The organism is Flavobacterium koreense (genome assembly GCF_054776075.1).
On the sequence record NZ_BAAHCF010000008.1, the window covers coordinates 133,329 to 151,227 of the forward strand.

General features: G+C 31.1%; 18 protein-coding genes. 8 read left to right on the forward strand and 10 right to left on the reverse strand.

All coding sequences use genetic code 11. The annotated features are described in order from the left end of the window. Window positions 1-12: 12 nt before the first annotated feature. Entirely contained in the window at window positions 13-1,524 is a 1,512-nt protein-coding gene (locus ACYU7A_RS04135) for a hypothetical protein (RefSeq protein WP_460574311.1), read from the forward strand. 11 nt (window positions 1,525-1,535) lie between these two features. Here ACYU7A_RS04135 and trpS read toward each other — a convergent pair whose 3' ends face one another. Continuing rightward, window positions 1,536-2,507 (reverse strand): tryptophan--tRNA ligase, encoded by a 972-nt coding sequence (gene trpS / locus ACYU7A_RS04140; protein WP_460574312.1) that lies wholly within the window; start codon window positions 2,505-2,507, stop codon window positions 1,536-1,538. Between the two features lie 92 nt (window positions 2,508-2,599). Here trpS and ACYU7A_RS04145 point away from each other — a divergent pair, with 92 nt between their 5' ends. Further along, window positions 2,600-3,337 (forward strand): lysophospholipid acyltransferase family protein, encoded by a 738-nt coding sequence (locus ACYU7A_RS04145; protein WP_460574313.1) that lies wholly within the window; start codon window positions 2,600-2,602, stop codon window positions 3,335-3,337. An 83-nt stretch (window positions 3,338-3,420) separates the two neighbouring features. Here the strand turns inward: ACYU7A_RS04145 and ACYU7A_RS04150 are convergent, their stop codons facing one another. From ACYU7A_RS04150 to recA, 4 genes are all read right to left on the reverse strand, one after another. Continuing rightward, window positions 3,421-5,058, reverse strand: a complete 1,638-nt coding sequence (locus ACYU7A_RS04150) for a hypothetical protein (protein ID WP_460574314.1) — start codon at window positions 5,056-5,058, stop codon at window positions 3,421-3,423. Continuing rightward, window positions 5,055-5,597: an RNA polymerase sigma factor gene (locus ACYU7A_RS04155; protein ID WP_460574315.1), complete on the reverse strand. Its 543-nt coding sequence runs from the start codon at window positions 5,595-5,597 to the stop codon at window positions 5,055-5,057. The genes ACYU7A_RS04150 and ACYU7A_RS04155 overlap by 4 nt, the downstream gene beginning before the upstream one ends. Window positions 5,598-5,607: 10 nt before the next feature. Continuing rightward, complete coding sequence (locus ACYU7A_RS04160) at window positions 5,608-6,015, reverse strand: hypothetical protein (protein WP_460574316.1); 408 nt, start codon at window positions 6,013-6,015, stop codon at window positions 5,608-5,610. 92 nt (window positions 6,016-6,107) lie between these two features. Next, window positions 6,108-7,112, reverse strand: coding sequence for a recombinase RecA (gene recA / locus ACYU7A_RS04165; RefSeq protein WP_345093314.1), 1,005 nt, complete (start codon window positions 7,110-7,112; stop codon window positions 6,108-6,110). A gap of 134 nt (window positions 7,113-7,246) precedes the next feature. On the opposite strand from recA, the gene ACYU7A_RS04170 reads away from it, so the two are divergent. From ACYU7A_RS04170 to ACYU7A_RS04180, 3 genes are all read left to right on the forward strand, one after another. Next, window positions 7,247-7,978 (forward strand): lysophospholipid acyltransferase family protein, encoded by a 732-nt coding sequence (locus ACYU7A_RS04170; protein WP_460574317.1) that lies wholly within the window; start codon window positions 7,247-7,249, stop codon window positions 7,976-7,978. A 49-nt stretch (window positions 7,979-8,027) separates the two neighbouring features. After that, on the forward strand, window positions 8,028-9,017 hold the full coding sequence (locus ACYU7A_RS04175) for an acyl-ACP desaturase (protein WP_460574318.1): 990 nt from the start codon (window positions 8,028-8,030) through the stop codon (window positions 9,015-9,017). A 77-nt stretch (window positions 9,018-9,094) separates the two neighbouring features. Next, window positions 9,095-9,739: an HD domain-containing protein gene (locus tag ACYU7A_RS04180; protein ID WP_460574319.1), complete on the forward strand. Its 645-nt coding sequence runs from the start codon at window positions 9,095-9,097 to the stop codon at window positions 9,737-9,739. A 34-nt stretch (window positions 9,740-9,773) separates the two neighbouring features. On the opposite strand, the gene ACYU7A_RS04185 is transcribed toward ACYU7A_RS04180, so the two are convergent. The 5 genes from ACYU7A_RS04185 to ACYU7A_RS04205 form a co-directional block, all read right to left on the reverse strand. After that, window positions 9,774-10,556, reverse strand: coding sequence for an enoyl-CoA hydratase/isomerase family protein (locus tag ACYU7A_RS04185; protein ID WP_460574320.1), 783 nt, complete (start codon window positions 10,554-10,556; stop codon window positions 9,774-9,776). Window positions 10,557-10,560: 4 nt separating this feature from the next. Next, the gene (locus ACYU7A_RS04190) at window positions 10,561-11,976 is read right to left on the reverse strand and encodes a sensor histidine kinase (RefSeq protein ID WP_460574812.1); all 1,416 of its coding nucleotides are present in this window, start codon (window positions 11,974-11,976) and stop codon (window positions 10,561-10,563) included. A 114-nt stretch (window positions 11,977-12,090) separates the two neighbouring features. Further along, complete coding sequence (locus tag ACYU7A_RS04195; protein WP_460574321.1) at window positions 12,091-12,630, reverse strand: CopD family protein; 540 nt, start codon at window positions 12,628-12,630, stop codon at window positions 12,091-12,093. Window positions 12,631-12,695: 65 nt separating this feature from the next. Next, window positions 12,696-13,712 carry a ferrochelatase gene (gene hemH / locus ACYU7A_RS04200; RefSeq protein ID WP_460574322.1) on the reverse strand — a complete coding sequence of 339 codons (1,017 nt, stop codon included), beginning with the start codon at window positions 13,710-13,712 and terminating at the stop codon, window positions 12,696-12,698. 95 nt (window positions 13,713-13,807) lie between these two features. After that, the gene (locus tag ACYU7A_RS04205) at window positions 13,808-14,680 is read right to left on the reverse strand and encodes a helix-turn-helix transcriptional regulator (RefSeq protein WP_298308684.1); all 873 of its coding nucleotides are present in this window, start codon (window positions 14,678-14,680) and stop codon (window positions 13,808-13,810) included. A 228-nt stretch (window positions 14,681-14,908) separates the two neighbouring features. Here ACYU7A_RS04205 and hemA point away from each other — a divergent pair, with 228 nt between their 5' ends. The 3 genes from hemA to ACYU7A_RS04220 all read left to right on the forward strand — a co-directional run bounded on the left by hemA (window position 14,909) and on the right by ACYU7A_RS04220 (window position 17,869). Next, a complete protein-coding gene (gene hemA / locus ACYU7A_RS04210; RefSeq protein WP_460574323.1) occupies window positions 14,909-16,168 on the forward strand; it encodes a glutamyl-tRNA reductase in 1,260 nt (419 codons plus the stop codon). Between the two features lie 65 nt (window positions 16,169-16,233). Then, on the forward strand, window positions 16,234-17,160 hold the full coding sequence (gene hemC, locus ACYU7A_RS04215; RefSeq protein ID WP_460574324.1) for a hydroxymethylbilane synthase: 927 nt from the start codon (window positions 16,234-16,236) through the stop codon (window positions 17,158-17,160). 37 nt (window positions 17,161-17,197) lie between these two features. Then, entirely contained in the window at window positions 17,198-17,869 is a 672-nt protein-coding gene (locus ACYU7A_RS04220) for a uroporphyrinogen-III synthase (protein WP_460574326.1), read from the forward strand. Window positions 17,870-17,899: the final 30 nt, after the last annotated feature.

Here is a 17,899-nt window from a genome sequence, read left to right on the forward strand (position 1 = left end):
ATTTACAAGCGCATGAATATCATAGAATTATTTGAAAATTTAAATATTGATAAATCCTCACTTCTTCAAATTACTTCTGAAGAGATTATTAGAATTGAAAAACAGGTTAATGTAGAAAAGAAAATCAATCCTGATATTGATGTTAATGTTGCTAATAATTTAATAGAAGCTTTAAAATATTTTCCAACGGAATTTCAATTTATTGCTAATATTAGAGTTTTATACAATTTTTTTAGCAAGAAAAGATACCTAAGAGACGATTTTCCAGCACAAAACATTGAAGTAAATGAGAGTAAAGTAAAATTATTTATTGAGAAATACCTTCAAGATGATCTGACTACTTTTTTTGATAAGAAAATTATTGAAAACAAGTATGAAGAAATGAACGATCTTCTAATTTACAAAGAATATTTTCCAGAAGAGTTGTTGTATAAAGTTGCAAAAAGAGCTGAAGGGAAATTAGATTTTGTTTTATCCAGTTTGCATGCAAGTAACGTTAATTATTTTCCTTTACTTTTTGTCAAGCAATCTCATTTTTTTACTTTTTTATCCCATTTTGTTAGTTCAGAATTAGACGATAAGGTGAATCATCTTTTAAACGCAATAGTTGATATTTATAATGTAACCAAAAGTTCAGAATTTGCTGAAGCCATTATGATTTCAATGTCGAATTACCGTTCATTTGATGAAGAATTGATGGATACAATTGCTTCAAATAAGAGAGTAGTTCTTGATAATATTAATGGTAGAGAAGGTAGAAGTGAAAAATCTGTTTTTTCGTGGAAAACATTTTTTATCATTTTAGTGATTTTATTAAAAGTTGCTTTTTTCTCAAATAAATGTTCTTCAGATTCTAATTCAACTTATGATAATTACGATAATAACACCTACGATAATGTCCAAATTGAAGAAGCGCCAGCTGAATTAGACCCATATTATACAGAATCACAAGCCAAAATAGACACATTCAAAATGTTTTTAACCGATTATGACAAAACAGAGAAGAATAATTTGACTTATAATGATACTATAAAAACAGGTCAAAATCCTTTCACTAATGTTTATAAAAATCAGTTTGTTTCAACTTCCTATAATTACAGGTTGTTTACAAATAAAACAAATTATGACATCATTTTGCTAGAAAATGCAGTTGCTTACGATACAATAAATATTTCTAAGCAAGCTTATTATATAAAATCTAAACAGGATTTTAAATTGGATTTAACCAGTGAATTTAAGAGAACATTTAATTTTTATGTTGGAAAAAAATTGGCCTCTTTTCACAATAGTGAAGAAAAGTTATATATACATGGTAATTCAATTGTTGAACCAAGATTTACAATACTTGCCAATGGTGCTAAAGAGCTTCTGAATGATGATTATTCTTTTAAAGAAGATGTAATAATAGTTGAGAGAAACGGAAAAATTGTTATTGAATCTAAAGGATTAACCACAAAAGAGCAAAGTTTTAAGCAAATTCAGAAAGAGCAAGAAGTGATAATAGAAGAAATCAAAAAGGAATGAGTGATGTTTAATCACTCAAATCCTAGTTTCACTCTAACTCGTCCTAAAACTTCATTGGCAATTAAATGAGCTTTTTGAGCACCTTTTTGCAACAAAGCATCAACTTCTTCAAGATGGTTGATGTAGTAGTTATATTTTTCTCTTTCCGTTTTAAATTTCTCGCAGATCAAATCAAATAAAGCTTGTTTGACGTGACCATAACCATAGTTTCCACCAAGATAATTTTGTCTCATGCTTGCAATTTGCTCAGCATTAGCTAGTAATTTGTAAAGAGCAAATATTTTGCAAGTATCTGGATTTTTTGGTTCTTCAAGTGGCGTACTATCACTTTCAATTGACATTACTTGTTTACGCAAAGCTTTGTCATCAAGAAAAATATCTATAATATTTCCGCGAGATTTACTCATTTTATTTCCGTCAGTTCCAGGTATGTACATGGTTTCTTCTTGCACTTTTCCTTCAGGAATAACAAAAGTTTCACCCATTTGATGATTAAATCTTGAAGCTACATCACGAGTAATTTCAATATGTTGCATTTGGTCTTTCCCAACAGGAACGAAGTTTGCATCATATAATAAAATATCGGCAGCCATCAACATCGGATAAGTAAATAATCCTGCGTTTACGTCTTCTAATCTATCGGCTTTATCTTTAAATGAATGTGCTAATGTCAATCTTTGAAAAGGAAAGAAACAACTTAAATACCATGACAATTCTGCCGTTTGAGGCACATCGCTTTGACGGTAAAAAGTTACTTTATTGATGTCTAATCCACAAGCAAGCCAAGCTGCAGCAGTACTATAAGTGTTTTTTCTTAGCGTTTCACCATCTTTAATTTGAGTAATGGAATGTAAATCGGCTATAAACAAAAACGATTGATTATCAGGATTATTAGATAACTCAATTGCTGGAATGATAGCTCCAAGTAAATTGCCTAAATGTGGTGTGCCTGTGCTTTGTACGCCTGTAAGTATTTTTGCCATAATTGCTGAATTGATTTCAGTATCAAAATTTATTTGATGCAAAGTTAAACCTTTGTAGTATAATTTGCATACTATTACTTATTTTTGACGCTATGAGATTGCTAAAAATTATTTTTTGGGTCCTTTGGCGCGTTTGGTTTTACATTTTAATGGGTGCGCTTATTTTAATAATGTTACCATTTCTGTTACTTTCTATTTTGAAAGAAGAATGGTATCCTTATTTTTTTGTGATGGCAAGAATTTGGGCTAAAGGCATTCTTTTAGGGATGGGTTTTTATACTAAAATTGAAAGAGAACAAGAGCTAGAAAAAGGTAAAAGTTATATGTTAGTAGCCAATCACACTTCAATGACCGATATAATGTTGATGCTTTCTATTGCTCAAAATCCTTTTGTTTTTGTGGGTAAAAAAGAATTATCTAAAATTCCACTTTTTGGATTCTTTTACAAACGTACTTGTATTTTAGTAGATAGAAGTAGCCAAAAGAGTAGAATGGAAGTTTTTGCAAGAGCTCAAAAACGATTAAATCAAGGTTTAAGTATTTGTATTTTTCCTGAAGGCGGTGTTCCTGATGAAGCTGTAATGTTAGATGAATTTAAAGATGGTGCTTTCAAATTAGCAATAGAACATCAAATTCCAATTGTTCCAATGACCTTTGCTGATAATAAAACAAGAATGTCTTATACTTTTTTAAGTGGAAGTCCCGGAATTATGCGAGCAAAAGTGCATAGGTTTTTTGATACAAAAGGAAAAACATTAGAAGATAAAAAAGTTATAAAAGACGAAATACATTCCATTATTTTGAAACAATTGGAAGATTACAGTAAATAAAAAAGAGCGCCTAACTAAAGCGCTCTTTTCCGTTATTACTCGAAAGCAATAACACCACTTAACTAATTTTAACCTAACATGTATTAAAAAGTATAATTTATTCCTGAGTAAACACCAAACACAAATGGTTTGAAATTTCCTGCATCGTTATTAAATGTATTTATTTGATATTTAAATACTGGTTCGATGCGCGCCTCAAGACGTTTAAAGAAACCATATTTTAATCCTAATCCTAAATTACCACTAAAGTGAACATTGTTCAAATTGTTTGCTTCACCGATTTTCAAATTCAATTCTGATGATTGAAGATAAATCTCATTTCTATTAAGAACTAGTGTACTCATTCCTCCAATTAAATCAATTCCGAAATTCTTATCTAAAATTTTGTAGGTAACTTCTAGTGGCATCTCTATGTAACCTAATTTTTGATTTAAACTACCTTCAAATTTTTGAATTGGTCTATTAAATAAAGTGTTTACATTACTCAGACTTTCAATGACCAAAAGAGACCCAGGAACATTAGGATTTAATCCACTTAACCTACTATTTACAGTTGGTGTTTGATAATACAAAATTCCATTAGTATCGTAATCAACATTTAAAATGTTTATTCCTGTTCTTATTTTTATTTTTTTATTTACTGCATAATTTACACCAATACCATAACTAATATTCTCAGCCGAATAGACTTTATCGTTATCTACTAATTTACTGTCAAGTGGTGAACCATTTGAAGTTGAACTGAAATAAATAGGCGCAACATTAGAGGTAACTTGCCACCTATTTATTTTTTGTTCAGTAACTGTTTGCTTTTCTTTTTCAATTAGCAATTCTTCCAGCGCATTTGGCTCAACACTAGCAATTGATGTTGAGTCAATTTTTTTAATTATTGGTTCATCTGTTTTTGGTGTTAAAACAGATGTTTTTCTATCTGATGTTGTATTCTTTACAATAGAATTATTCTCTTTTGATGGATTTACAACTTTATCAATAACACTATTATTTTTTTCTTTTTCTTTGGTTTCTTGTTGAACTAGAACTTCGTTACTTGACGAATTATTAGTTTTATTTTTTTCTTTTAAATCGTTATTTTTTTCAAAAGCAATTTCATTATTAGAATTAATATTGCTCAATTTCAACGATGTTTTTCTATTCTTATCTTTTTTAGAACCATTGTTTACAAGTTGACTATCTGAATTTGATTTAAATTTATCAGTTTCAACCAATGGTTTTTTATTGATTTCAGAATTAGCAACCTGAGTTCCATTATTTGACTTAACGTCAATTTTATTTATTTTAGAATTTGTTTTATTATTCTTTTCAGATTGCGAATTCGTTTCTTTTACAACAACTACATTATTTACGTTGTCATCAGATGAAATGGTTTTTGAATTATCAGAATTTATGGTTTTACTTCCGTTTATAACAACTGGATTTGTGTTTTTATTTACAGAATCATTTGAATTTTCGTTATCATTTTTCTCCTGATTTACAACCGAATTTTCATTGTCATTAGTTGTGTTCAAACTGTTATAAGTAAATAAACCAATTACTAAAGCAGCAGCAATACCCGATAGTTTCCACCAAAACGGAATAACTCTTCTTTTTTTCTTTTCTTTTAATTTGAGTTCGATGTTTTCCCAGATAAACTCTTCTGGAGTAACCTCATGATTTTCAAATTTTTCTTGAAAGAGATTGTTTATATTTTTTCTTTCACTCATTTTATTGAAGGCATTTTTACACTGCCGGTATTATTTTCAATTTTTTCTTTCAATATCAATTTTGCTCTTGATAAATTCGATTTGGATGTTCCTACAGATATTCCTAATGAATCGGAAATTTCTTGATGGGAATAATTCTCAAAAACACTAAGATTAAAAACCAATCGATATCTATCTGGTAATTCTTGAATAATTTTCATCAAAAAATCCATTGATACACCATCTTCTATTTCAACTTCAACTTCTTCAGCAATATCTTCGTCTATTGGGCTTAAAAAACTTTTATTTCTATATTGTTGAAGAACATGATTTACGATTACTCTCTTAATCCATCCATCAAAAGAACCTTTGAATTCAAACGAATTAATTTTATCAAAAACTAATAAAAATCCATCTTGTAAATTATCTTGAGCCTCTGCATAATTGCGCGAATATTTTAAGCATACTGAGAACATCTTTGGAGCGTATTGCCTGTACAATTGTTCTTGTGCTTTGATATCATTTTTTTTACAATCATGTATTAATTGTTCTAAACTCAAGAGCTTTATTTTAATGGTCTACTACTACATCATATTCTAAATAATGATCTACACCTTGTGTATCTGTTCCTGTCCAGAATTTAAAATGATACGTTCCTATAGCATTTGGAAGAAACTTCAACGGCATTTCTAAAACAGTTTCGTTATCTGTTTGACAATTATCTTGTTCAACTTTAATATTCTCTATTGCAACACTTCTTTCAAAGCCATAGGATTCATAATAGAATTTACTAAATAAATGACAAGATGAAGGGCGTTTATATTTTACTGTAATATTCGTTATACTATCTTTAGCAAATCCTGTAGGCATTATAACCTGATAAACAGGATTTATTTCATAAGTATAATTTTGCTCTTCACTAACATCGCAAGAGAAAAACACAAATGAAAATGCAATTAAAAAAACTATTTTTTTCATAATAAAATGATTCATTTATTGTTAGATGCAAAAAAGATAAAAAGGTTGCGTATAAATATAAAAAAAAATCCGCCGAAGCGGATAATTTATTTTTAAGCGTTATTTTCTTTGATCAATGCTTTGATTTTCAGTTCTAATTCGTCAGCCAATTCTGGATTGTCTTTTATTAATGCTTTTACTGCATCTCGACCTTGTCCTAATTTGGTTTCACCATAGCTAAACCATGAACCAGCTTTTTTAATTATTTCAAATTCTACTGCCAAATCAAGTATTTCTCCTGTTTTAGAAACGCCTTCTCCATACATAATGTCGAATTCAGCAGTTTTAAAAGGTGGCGCAACTTTATTTTTAACCACTTTTACTTTAGTTCGATTTCCGATAACATTTTCACCATCTTTAATTTGTGATGAACGACGAATGTCTAAACGAACAGAAGCATAAAATTTCAATGCGTTTCCTCCTGTTGTAGTTTCAGGATTTCCAAACATTACACCAATTTTCTCTCTCAACTGATTGATGAAGAAAACAGTACAATGTGTTTTGCTAATTGTTCCTGTTAATTTTCTAAGTGCTTGTGACATTAAACGAGCGTGTAATCCCATTTTAGAATCACCCATTTCTCCTTCAATTTCACTTTTTGGAGTTAAAGCAGCAACCGAGTCAATAACCACAATATCAATTGCTCCTGAACGGATAAGATTTTCAGCAATTTCTAATGCTTGTTCACCATTATCTGGTTGAGAAATAATTAAATTTTCAATATCAACACCCAATTTTTCAGCATAATTTCTATCAAAAGCGTGTTCTGCATCAATAAATGCTGCAATTCCACCTGCTTTTTGAGCTTCTGCAATAGCATGAAGGGTTAAAGTAGTTTTACCTGAAGATTCTGGACCATATATTTCTATAATTCTTCCTTTTGGATATCCATTTACGCCTAAAGCTAAATCTAAACCTAACGATCCTGAAGAAATAGTTTCTACTTCTTCAACGGCTTTATCGCCCATTTTCATTACGGTTCCTTTTCCGTAGGTTTTGTCTAATTTGTCAAGCGTAAGTTGTAACGCTTTTAATTTTGCATCTTTTTCTGAACTCATCTTTTCTATATTTTTGGCTTTTAAAGTTGTAAAAATAATTAAAAAAAGAATGTAAATGAAGTTTATATAAATGAGTTTTAAACAATTCCATCCAAAATATATTTATTACTTTAGCCAACAATTTTTTTTCAACTATGGAAAAGCTAATTTCTTATCCAATTTCGGTTATTTATTACTTATGTTTTGGATTGTGTTTGGTAATTTTTCATCCAATTCAGTGGATATGTTTCAATGTGTTTGGCTACCAAGCGCACAAAAAAAGTGTAGATTATCTTAATTTTTGCCTAGTAAAATGTACCAATCTATTGGGAACTTGGTTTCAATTTAGAAACATTAATAAAATTCCTAAAGGTGTTCCGATAATTTTTGTTGCCAATCACCAAAGTATGTATGATATTATTGGGATGATTTGGTATTTAAGAAAATTTCATGCCAAGTTTGTAAGTAAAAAAGAATTAGGAAAGGGAATTCCAAGTGTATCTTACAATTTACGTCATGGAGGTTCGGTGTTGATTGACAGAAAAGATCCAAAACAAGCTATTCCAACAATTAAAGGTTTAGGAGAATATATTGAAACACACAAACGTTCGGCAGTAATTTTTCCGGAAGGGACTAGAAGTAAAGATGGAAAACCAAAAGAATTCGCACAAAGTGGGTTGAAAATATTATGTAAATACGCACCTTCTGCCTATGTTGTGCCAATTTCTATAAATAATTCGTGGAAAATGGTTAAATTTGGTGCTTTTCCGATGGGTTTAGGAAATCGATTAGAATTTATCATTCATGATCCAATAGCGGTAAAAGATTTTTCATTTGAAGAATTAATGGAAAAAACAGAAAAAGCTGTAGTACAATCGTTAAAATAATAATCAGATTTTATTTTGTCTCAAATCTAAAGTCTACAATACAAATAAAATGTCAATAAAAAACATGCGTCTGGAAGTGATGCAATTTCTAGAAAACAAGGTTGATGAGTTTGTTGATCAATTTTTAATTCCGGTTGAAAAAATATGGCAACCTTCAGATTTAATTCCTGATTCTCAAAGCGAAAATTTCTTCGAAGAAGTAAAAGAATTGCAAGAAATTGCTAAAGATTTACCTTACGATTTCTGGGTAGCAATGGTAGGTGACACTATTACCGAAGAAGCACTTCCAACCTACGAATCGTGGTTAATGGAAGTAGAAGGAGTTGATAATGAAGGAAGAAATGGTTGGTCAAAATGGGTGCGCCAATGGACTGGTGAAGAAAATCGTCATGGAGATTTATTAAACAAATATCTTTATCTATCAGGAAGAGTAAACATGCGTGAAGTTGAAATCACAACACAACATTTAATAAATGATGGTTTTGATATTGGCACAGGAAAAGATCCTTATAAAAACTTTGTTTACACTAGTTTTCAAGAATTAGCTACTTATGTTTCTCACAACAGAGTTTCGCAAATTGCTAAAGATTATGGCGATAAAAAATTATCAAAAGCTTGTAAGTTAATTGCTGGCGATGAAATGCGTCACCATCATGCATATTCTGAATTTGTTAATCAAATTTTTAAAGTTGATCCTTCCGAAATGATGTTGGCTTTTCAATACATGATGAAACAAAAAATCACAATGCCTGCTCATTTCTTGAGAGAATCAGGACAATCTATAAGTACCGCATTCAATCAGTTTTCAGATTCTGCACAAAAATTGGGTGTTTATACCGCCAATGATTATGTTGATATTATGCAAAAATTAATTGAAAAATGGCAAATAGACAAAATCTCTGGATTAACTGATGAAGCCGAAAAAGCAAGAGATTATTTGATGAAATTACCTGCAAGAATGGCTAAGATTTCGGAAAGATTGGTTTTGCCTGAAGAAAATTATATTTTTAAATGGGTGCAACCTGCTTTGATAAAGTAAACTTTCAAAAAATAGCAATATTAAAATTCCAAATTCCAATATTTATTTAGAGTTTGGAATTTTTTATAAAATGTAATATGAGTTTAATAGATAACACGATTTTATTTGTAAAGCAAAAACTCGAAAATGCTGAAGCTGGTCACGATTGGTTTCATATTGAAAGAGTGTATAAAAATGCTTTGTTGATTGCTCAAGATGAAGTTTGTGATATTCAAATTGTAAAACTTGGAGCGCTTCTTCATGATATTGCCGATAGTAAATTCAATGATGGAGACGAAACCGTTGGACCAAAAGTTGCCAGAGCTTTTTTAGAATCTCAAAAAGTAGCTGATGAAATTATTGTTCATGTTGTAAACATTATCGAAAATATCTCTTTCAAAGGAGGAAATTTTGAAAAGAAATTCAATTCAATTGAGCTAGAAATTGTTCAAGATGCCGATAGATTAGATGCTATCGGAGCCATCGGAATTGCAAGAACATTCAATTACGGTGGATTCAAAAACAGACAGTTATATAATCCTGAAATTGCTCCCAAACTCAATATGAGCAAGGAAGAATATAAAAAAAGTGAAGCACCAACAATCAATCATTTTTATGAAAAATTGTTGTTGCTAAAAGATAAAATGAACACCAAAACTGGTAAAAATTTAGCTCAAGAAAGACATAAATTTATGGAACTTTTCTTGTCTCAATTTTATGCAGAATGGGATGGTGAAAAATAAAAAGAGAACCAAATTTGGTTCTCTTTTTATTAATTTAGTTTCCTTTAAAATCAGCTTTTCTTTTTTCTAAAAATGCAGTAGTTCCTTCTTTGAAATCTTCAGTACCGAAGCATTTTCCAAAGTTTTTTATTTCAGTTTTATAACCATCAACGCCGTCTTTGAAATTTGCATTGATAGCTTTTATAGCAAATCCAATGGCTACTGGAGAATTACGCATAATTTTTGAAGCAATTCCTTTTGCGAATTCTATTAATTCTGCTTGAGGAACAACGTGGTTTACTAATCCATAGGTTTTTGCAGTTTCTGCATCAATCATTCCAGCGGTCATTACTAATTCCATAGCGCGACCTTTTCCTACTAGTTGAGGTAATCTCTGTGTTCCGCCATAACCTGGAATTACTCCTAGTGAAACTTCAGGTAAACCCATTTTTGCATTGTCTGAGGCTACTCTAAAATGACATGCCATTGCCAATTCTAATCCGCCACCAAGTGCAAATCCGTTTACAGCAGCAATTACTGGCGTTTTTAAATTTTCTACAAAATCGAATAATAATTCTTGTCCTTGTTGTGCTAATTGTGCTCCTTCTTCCACAGAAAAATTCGCAAACTCAGAAATATCAGCGCCAGCAACAAATGCTTTTTCACCTTCACCAGTTATTATGATTACTTTAGTAGTAGCATCTGTATCTAATGTTTCAAAAGCGTTGTGCAATTCTTGAATGGTTGCCACATTCAAAGCATTTAATTTTGATGGACGATTAATGGTAATTTGACCAATTCCGTTTTCTGAAGTAATAAGTAGGTTTTCGAAGTTCATGATTTTATTTTTCAATTATTGGAAGCGAAACCTTAAATGTTGTTCCTTTTCCGAATTCAGTTTCAAATGTAATAGTTCCTTTGTAATTTTCTATAATGTTTTTGATAATTCCTAAACCTAATCCCATTCCACTGGTTTTGGTGGTGAATTTTGGTTCGAAAATATGCTCAATGTATTCCAATTCAATTCCAATTCCGTTGTCTTTTACCGTAATGTTTACGTTGTTTTCTTCTCGTTTTACGGCAACCAAAATTGATTTTTCAGTTTGTTCTTCTGGAATGGCTTGAATAGCATTTTTGACCAAATTAGTTATAATTCTAATCAATTGCGTTCGGTCCATTATCGTGATAATTTCTTCTTCTTCGCTTTCAAATGTGATGTATTCTTCATTGAAAATATCTAATGAAAATTCTACCACTTCTACCACATTTAGGGTTTCATTTTGTTGTGCTGGCATCGAAGCAAAATTTGAAAATGCTGATGCAACCGAAGTCATCGTATCAATTTGCTGAATCAATGTTTTGGTATAATCGTTCAGTTTTTGTTTCAAATCAGGATCTTCTGGATTGAATTTTCTTTCAAAACTTTGCACCGTCAAACGCATTGGAGTAAGCGGATTTTTAATCTCGTGAGCGACTTGTTTTGCCATTTCGCGCCAAGCTTGTTCACGTTCACTTTGTGCTAACATGGTGGCGCTTTCTTCCAATTTGTCAACCATGGCATTATAAGCTTTTATCAACGAATTAATCTCGCGACTGTTGGCTTCAATTACGATTTTTTCGTTCTTTTGATTTAAACTGGTTTCGTTAATTTTATCGGAAATGGTTTTCAATGATTGTGTGATGTAGGACGCCAAAAAATAAGCCAAAGCAAAGGCAATAATCAACATGAAAAAATAAACCTGACTCAATCGAATTAAGAATTCTTGAATTTCATTTTCATAAAAACTATCGTCGTCAACATATGGTAAATTCAAAATCCCGAGTGGTTTGAATTTATCGTCTTTGATTTGTGTATAAGATGAACGGTTTTTGATTCCATCTACACTTTTAATATCGACGTACCTTTTTTCGATAGACGATTGCACCAATTTGATAATGTATTTTGGAATAGGAGGCGAAATACTATCAACAGAAAAAGAAGCTTTAGACGATTTTAAAAGATTTCCATTCAAACTATATATGTTTATTTCAACATTATGAATATCTGAAAGTTCGTGGATTTTGTCTTTAAAAATTAACGGCAGATTTTTTTCCGTTAACGGATAAGTGGTGTTAGATAAAATGTAATTTATGTGTTCTTTTACAGCGTCTTCTTTACGTTCTAAACGTTCTTGATGGTAATTTCGAGCTTCGTTTTTAAACTGAATCACAGAAATGGAAGCCATTAGAATGGAAGCAATCAAAATCAATACAATCATCGAAAGGAAAATCCTAATTCGAAGTGATAGCATTGAAAATTTGAAGTTTTTCATTTTGTAGTGATTAGTGAATAGTGATTAGTGAATAGCTATTTACTCTTCACCAATTACTAATTACTTCTTTTCTCTTATTCTTTTATAAAATTTGAATCCGAGCATAATTAAAATCGAAAACAAAAAGATTCCGATTACGCCATAAATCCAATTGAAAGCATTTTTTAAAATTACTAAAAAAACTACAGCAAATAAAATAATTGTGGCACCTTCATTCCAAAGGCGCATAAAATTAGAAGAATAGTTGAATTTGTCGTTTTGCAATTGTTTATAAATTTGATGACATTTTAGATGGTACAAAAACAACGCCAAAACAAATCCGAGTTTCACGTGCATCCACGGCATTTGCAACCAAGCAGGCATCAGAAACAATAACCAAGCTGCAAATAAAGTTGCTAAAACCGCACTTGGCCATGTAATAATAAACCAAAGGCGATAAGTCATTATTTTGTATTGGTTTAATAAAATTTCTCTTTCTGGAGAAGGTTTTTCATTGGCTTCAATTTGATAAACAAATAAACGAACAATATAAAATAATCCTGCAAACCAAGTGATTACAAATATTAAATGAAGTGATTTTATATAGTTGTAGAGTTCCATATTTCAGTTCTCAGTTTTCAGTTTTCAGTCGCATCTGTATACTGTGACTGAGACTGCAAACTAAATTAGTTATTTTTAAAATCTTCAATCCAATTCGCAACAACACCACACCATTCGTCTTCATCATTCATACATGGAATTGCCATAAATTCTTCGCCACCATGGTGTAAAAATTGTTCGTTAGCTTCCATTGCAATCTCTTCCAAAGTTTCTAAACAATCGGCTACGAATGCTGGAGTTACGACGGCCAATTTCTTAATTCCTTGTTCTGGCATTTTGTTGATTTCAACATCCGTGTAAGGCGTTAACCATTTGTCACCTGCCAATCTTGATTGGAATGTTTGGCTGTATTTTCCTTCGGGAATTCCCAACAATTTTACCACTTGTCTTGTTGTTTCATAACATTGATGACGATAACAAAATTCGTGTGCTGGCGAAGGTGTGCTACAACATGAACCATCAATAGCACAATGTGATTTGGTTACGTCGGTTTTACGAATATGACGTTTCGGAATTCCGTGATAAGAGAACAACAAATGATCGTAATCAAATCCTTCTAAATGTTTTTTGATTGAATTAGATAATGCCTGAATATAATCGGGTTTGTTATAAAATGCCGGAACTTTTGTCAACTTCATTTCAGGAAATTTTGACGCCACTAACTCATCTGCCAAAGCCCAAATCGTCTTGGTTGAAGCCATCGCATATTGAGGATAAAGCGCCAAAAGCATAACTTCGGTCACACCTTTATCTTTTAATTCTTGTAATCCTTTTTCAATAGTTATAGTTCCATAACGCATGGCTAAAGCCACAGGAACATCAACTAATTTCTGAACTTTTTGATGCATTTTTTTTGAAAGTACAATTAAAGGAGAACCTTCACTTGTCCAAATGCGAGCATAAGCTTCAGCTGATTTTTTTGGTCTTGTTTGTAAAATGATACCTCTAACTAATAAGGCACGTAATAAAAACGGAACGTCAATTACGTATTTATCCATTAAAAATTCATCTAAATACGGCTTAACATCTTTAGCTGTTGGACTTTCTGGTGAACCTAAATTTACTAATAATACTCCTTTCATTGTTGCAATTTTTTGTAAAAGTAACTAATCTACTTTTTTAAGATTTTATGTTTATGTTTTTTTTATCGATTGTTTGATATACGAAATTTATCAGGTTAAGTATTCGGATTTATTGACATCAAATATTTCTTTGGAGTTGTAGCAAATTTTTTCTTGAACGCTGCAATAAAATGACTTCCGGTGCTGTAACCAATTTTTAGTCCAACTTCATTTACATTATACGAACCGCTGTCTAATAATTGTCGGGCGTAATCCATTTTATAATCAAATAGAAATCCGTAAACCGTATCGCCATAAATTTGCTTGAAACCCATTTTTAGTCTTTTCAAACTTAATCCAACTTGTTCTGCCAATTCTTCTAAACCTGGTGGTTCTGCCATATTTTGAATGATAATTTCTTTGGCTTTTTTGATTTTCAAAACGTTTTCTTCATCAATCAAAAACGGACATTGTTCAGCATTTGGATCTTCCGAACGATTGAAATACAAACTCAATAATTCATATCCTTTACCTTTATAATATAAATTTTTAATTGATGGATTCAAATTATAATGAAACAACTGACTTAAAACAATCGCCATCGATGGACTAATATCAGTTTCTTTATAATATTTTTTATCTTTATTTTCCTCACTCAAAAAAGGAATATGTTCGGCTTCTGTAGAAAACAATCCGTGGAATTTTTGAATAGATATGATTACTGAAATTACCCACGAATTTGGAGCGATTTCTAGATTTAAGGGCAATTCTTTTTGCGGATTGTAAAATAAAAGTGCTTTTTCTTCTCTCAAATCTAAAGCATAATTACCATCATTAAATACAAATTTTGCTTTTCCTTTAATGCCAAAGTGAAATTGAATAAGGCCTTGATTAACATGTCTTTTCACGTGAAAATTCTCATTTCCATCATTTTGAAAACGAATTAAGGTAAAATCATTTTCAATTTTTATTTCTTCTTGTGAACCCATAGCGATATTTTTTCGTATATGATTTTGGAATCATGTTTCTTGCTTATTTAGAATTAATCCATATAAGATATTCTGAAAGACTTGATTTCATTGCAAATTTATAATAAATAACGCTAAAAAGTCAAATAAGGTTTAAAAATTCGCACAGCGATACAAAAAGTACTTTGAGCGTTACTTTTATAAATAGTATAGTAATATTTTTGTTGAACTTTTAGGTAAAGTACAAATATGGAAAATTTTAATATGTCGAAACACGCCACTTTTTATGCATTAGGCTTAAGCTACAAAAAAGCCGATGCAGCAATAAGAGGAAAATTCAGTCTAGATGCTCAAGCTAAAGCAACTTTACTTATACAAGCCGAAGCCGAAGGAATTGATTCTTTAATCGTTACTTCTACTTGCAATCGAACTGAAATTTATGGTTTTGCACAACATCCATATCAATTAATCAAACTTTTATGTGCTAATAGTCAAGGTTCTGTAGAAGAATTTCAAGAAGTTGCTTATATCTATAAAAATCAAGAAGCAATTAATCATATGTTTCGCGTTGGAACAGGTTTAGACAGTCAAATTCTTGGTGATTTCGAAATTATTAGTCAAATAAAAACCGCTTTTAATGAAAGTAAATCTAACGGAATGGTAAATTCATTTCTAGAAAGATTAGTTAATTCTGTTATTCAAGCGAGTAAAAAAATTAAAACGCAAACCGAAATTTCTTCGGGTGCAACTTCTGTTTCTTTTGCATCGGTGCAATACATTTTCAAAAATGTAGAAGATATTTCTAATAAAAATATTCTTCTTTTTGGAACAGGAAAAATCGGAAGAAATACTTGTGAAAACCTTGTAAAGCATACCAAACACGAGCAAATTACTTTGATCAATCGCACCAAAGACAAAGCAGAAAAATTAGCTCAAAAATTAGATGTTGTTGTAAAAGATTACGCCGATTTACAATTGGAACTACAAAAAGCAGATGTAGTTGTAGTAGCAACAGGTGCTCAAAATCCAACAGTTGACAAAGCTATTTTGAATCTTAAAAAACCGTTATTGATTTTAGATTTATCTATTCCGAAGAATGTAAACGAAAATGTAAAAGATATTGAAGGCGTTACTTTAATTCACATGGATCATTTGTCGCAAATGACGGATGAAACTTTGGAAAACAGAAAACTACATATTCCTCAAGCCGAAGCAATTATAGAGGAAATCAAAGAAGAATTTATAGCTTGGACCAAAAACAGAAAGTTTGCGCCGACTATTCATGCTCTGAAAGAGAAATTAAATTCTATCAAAGACGGCGAGCTGAATTTTCAACGTAAAAAATTAGCTAATTTTGACGAAGAACAAGCCGAATTAATTAGTAATAGAATCATTCAAAAAATCACGAATCATTTTGTAAACCATTTAAAAGATGGCGACTCAATGGAAGAAGGAATTGAATGGATTGAAAAAGTCTTTCAGCTAGAACAAGAGAAATCATTTTTATAAAATAAAATTTCACAATAATAAACCTTAATGAACCTTAATTCCTTAATGGTTCAAAAAAGAATAAAATGTCTGAAAAAACAATACGTATAGGAACTCGCGACAGTGAATTAGCACTTTGGCAAGCACACACCGTTCAAAAACAACTCAACGATTTAGGTTATAAAACCGAAATTATTGCCGTAAAATCGCAAGGTGATATCATTCTCGATAAACCACTTTACGAACTCGGAATCACCGGAATTTTCACCAAAACATTAGACATTGCAATGATTAACGGTCAAGTTGATATTGCAGTGCATTCAATGAAAGATGTTCCAACAGCTTTGCCAATCGGAATTGTGCAAGCAGCCGTTTTAGAAAGAGCCAATATTTTAGACATTTTAGTTCACAAAGGAAACTTAGATTTTTTAGAATCTAACGGAACGATTGCCACAGGAAGTTTGCGTCGTCAAGCAATGTGGTGGAATAAATATCCAAACCATAATGTAGTCGATTTACGTGGAAATGTGAATACCAGAATGCAAAAACTACAAGAAAATGATTGGAACGGAGCCGTTTTTGCAGCAGCAGGATTAGAAAGAATCAATTTAAAACCAGATAATTACATCAATTTAGATTGGATGATTCCAGCGCCAGCACAAGGAGCAATGGTTGTGGTTGCAATGGCTGAAGATGAATTTACTTTAGACGCACTTTCACAACTAAATCACATCGAAACCGAAATTTGCACCTATATAGAAAGACAATTTCTAAAAACATTAGAAGGCGGATGTACAGCGCCAATTGGAGCAATAGCAACCTATAATGAGAAAGAAGACACCATTAATTTTAAAGGAGTTTTATTATCCATCGACGGAAAACAAAAATTAGAAATCGAAAAAGTAGTAGATATTTCAGAATGGAAAAAATTAGGTTTCAATGCAGCTCAAGAAATTTTAAATAATGGCGGAACAGCATTAATGGCAGAAATCAAAAAGACACTAAAAAAGTAAATTCCTCTAATTTCTTAAATCTGTGTTCCAAAAAACAATGACAAAACAAATCAACATATTATCTGCCAAAAAGCTTTTACCCAATCAAAAGCAAGTTTTACTCGACGCCAATATTTCATTAATAGAAGAAGATTTCATTGAAACTAAAATCAAGAATTTTGAACTTTCAAAAGTAAATGAAAATCTAATTTTTACCAGTCAAAATGCAGTTCAAAGTATTTTACAACATCCAAAATGCAATGAACTGAAAAGCAAAAATGTTTTTTCTGTTGGAATGAAAACCAAGGATTTATTAACAGAAAACGGATTTAATGTTATTGCTTACACAGGTTATGCAGCAGATTTAGCAGAAATCATTTCGTTAATTTACGGAAAAGAAAGTTACACCTTTTTCAGCGGAAATTTACGTCGAGATGTTTTACCAAACACCTTAAAAGAAAACGGAATAACATTCAACGAAATCGAAGTTTATGAAACCAACATCACTTCAAAAAAAATTAAAGAAAAGTTAGACGGAATACTATTCTTCAGTCCATCAGGAGTTGAAAGTTATTTCAAATTGAATACCATAAAAGACGAAATCTGCTTTTGCATAGGAGAAACCACCGCAGAAGCATTAGAAAACAAAAAAGTAAAGAACATCATAATTGCAGAAAAACCATCGGTTGAAAATGTGATTACAGAAGTAGTAGAATATTATAAAAATTAGTTTGATGTTGAGGCTAAACAACCTTAAACT

Bases quoted from the DNA above. Each gene is read 5' to 3' on its own strand.
- ACYU7A_RS04150 (WP_460574314.1), bottom strand. From the start codon at position 5,058: ATGAGTGAAAGAAAAAATATAAACAATCTCTTTCAAGAAAAATTTGAA.
- ACYU7A_RS04160 (WP_460574316.1), bottom strand. From the start codon at position 6,015: ATGAAAAAAATAGTTTTTTTAATTGCATTTTCATTTGTGTTTTTCTCT.
- hemH (WP_460574322.1), bottom strand. From the start codon at position 13,712: ATGAAAGGAGTATTATTAGTAAATTTAGGTTCACCAGAAAGTCCAACA.
- hemA (WP_460574323.1), top strand. From the start codon at position 14,909: ATGGAAAATTTTAATATGTCGAAACACGCCACTTTTTATGCATTAGGC.
- recA (WP_345093314.1), bottom strand. From the start codon at position 7,112: ATGAGTTCAGAAAAAGATGCAAAATTAAAAGCGTTACAACTTACGCTT.
- ACYU7A_RS04145 (WP_460574313.1), top strand. From the start codon at position 2,600: ATGAGATTGCTAAAAATTATTTTTTGGGTCCTTTGGCGCGTTTGGTTT.
- ACYU7A_RS04180 (WP_460574319.1), top strand. From the start codon at position 9,095: ATGAGTTTAATAGATAACACGATTTTATTTGTAAAGCAAAAACTCGAA.
- ACYU7A_RS04175 (WP_460574318.1), top strand. From the start codon at position 8,028: ATGTCAATAAAAAACATGCGTCTGGAAGTGATGCAATTTCTAGAAAAC.
- ACYU7A_RS04185 (WP_460574320.1), bottom strand. From the start codon at position 10,556: ATGAACTTCGAAAACCTACTTATTACTTCAGAAAACGGAATTGGTCAA.
- trpS (WP_460574312.1), bottom strand. From the start codon at position 2,507: ATGGCAAAAATACTTACAGGCGTACAAAGCACAGGCACACCACATTTA.
- ACYU7A_RS04190 (WP_460574812.1), bottom strand. From the start codon at position 11,976: ATGATTGTATTGATTTTGATTGCTTCCATTCTAATGGCTTCCATTTCT.
- ACYU7A_RS04195 (WP_460574321.1), bottom strand. From the start codon at position 12,630: ATGGAACTCTACAACTATATAAAATCACTTCATTTAATATTTGTAATC.
- ACYU7A_RS04170 (WP_460574317.1), top strand. From the start codon at position 7,247: ATGGAAAAGCTAATTTCTTATCCAATTTCGGTTATTTATTACTTATGT.
- ACYU7A_RS04135 (WP_460574311.1), top strand. From the start codon at position 13: ATGAATATCATAGAATTATTTGAAAATTTAAATATTGATAAATCCTCA.
- ACYU7A_RS04220 (WP_460574326.1), top strand. From the start codon at position 17,198: ATGACAAAACAAATCAACATATTATCTGCCAAAAAGCTTTTACCCAAT.
- hemC (WP_460574324.1), top strand. From the start codon at position 16,234: ATGTCTGAAAAAACAATACGTATAGGAACTCGCGACAGTGAATTAGCA.
- ACYU7A_RS04205 (WP_298308684.1), bottom strand. From the start codon at position 14,680: ATGGGTTCACAAGAAGAAATAAAAATTGAAAATGATTTTACCTTAATT.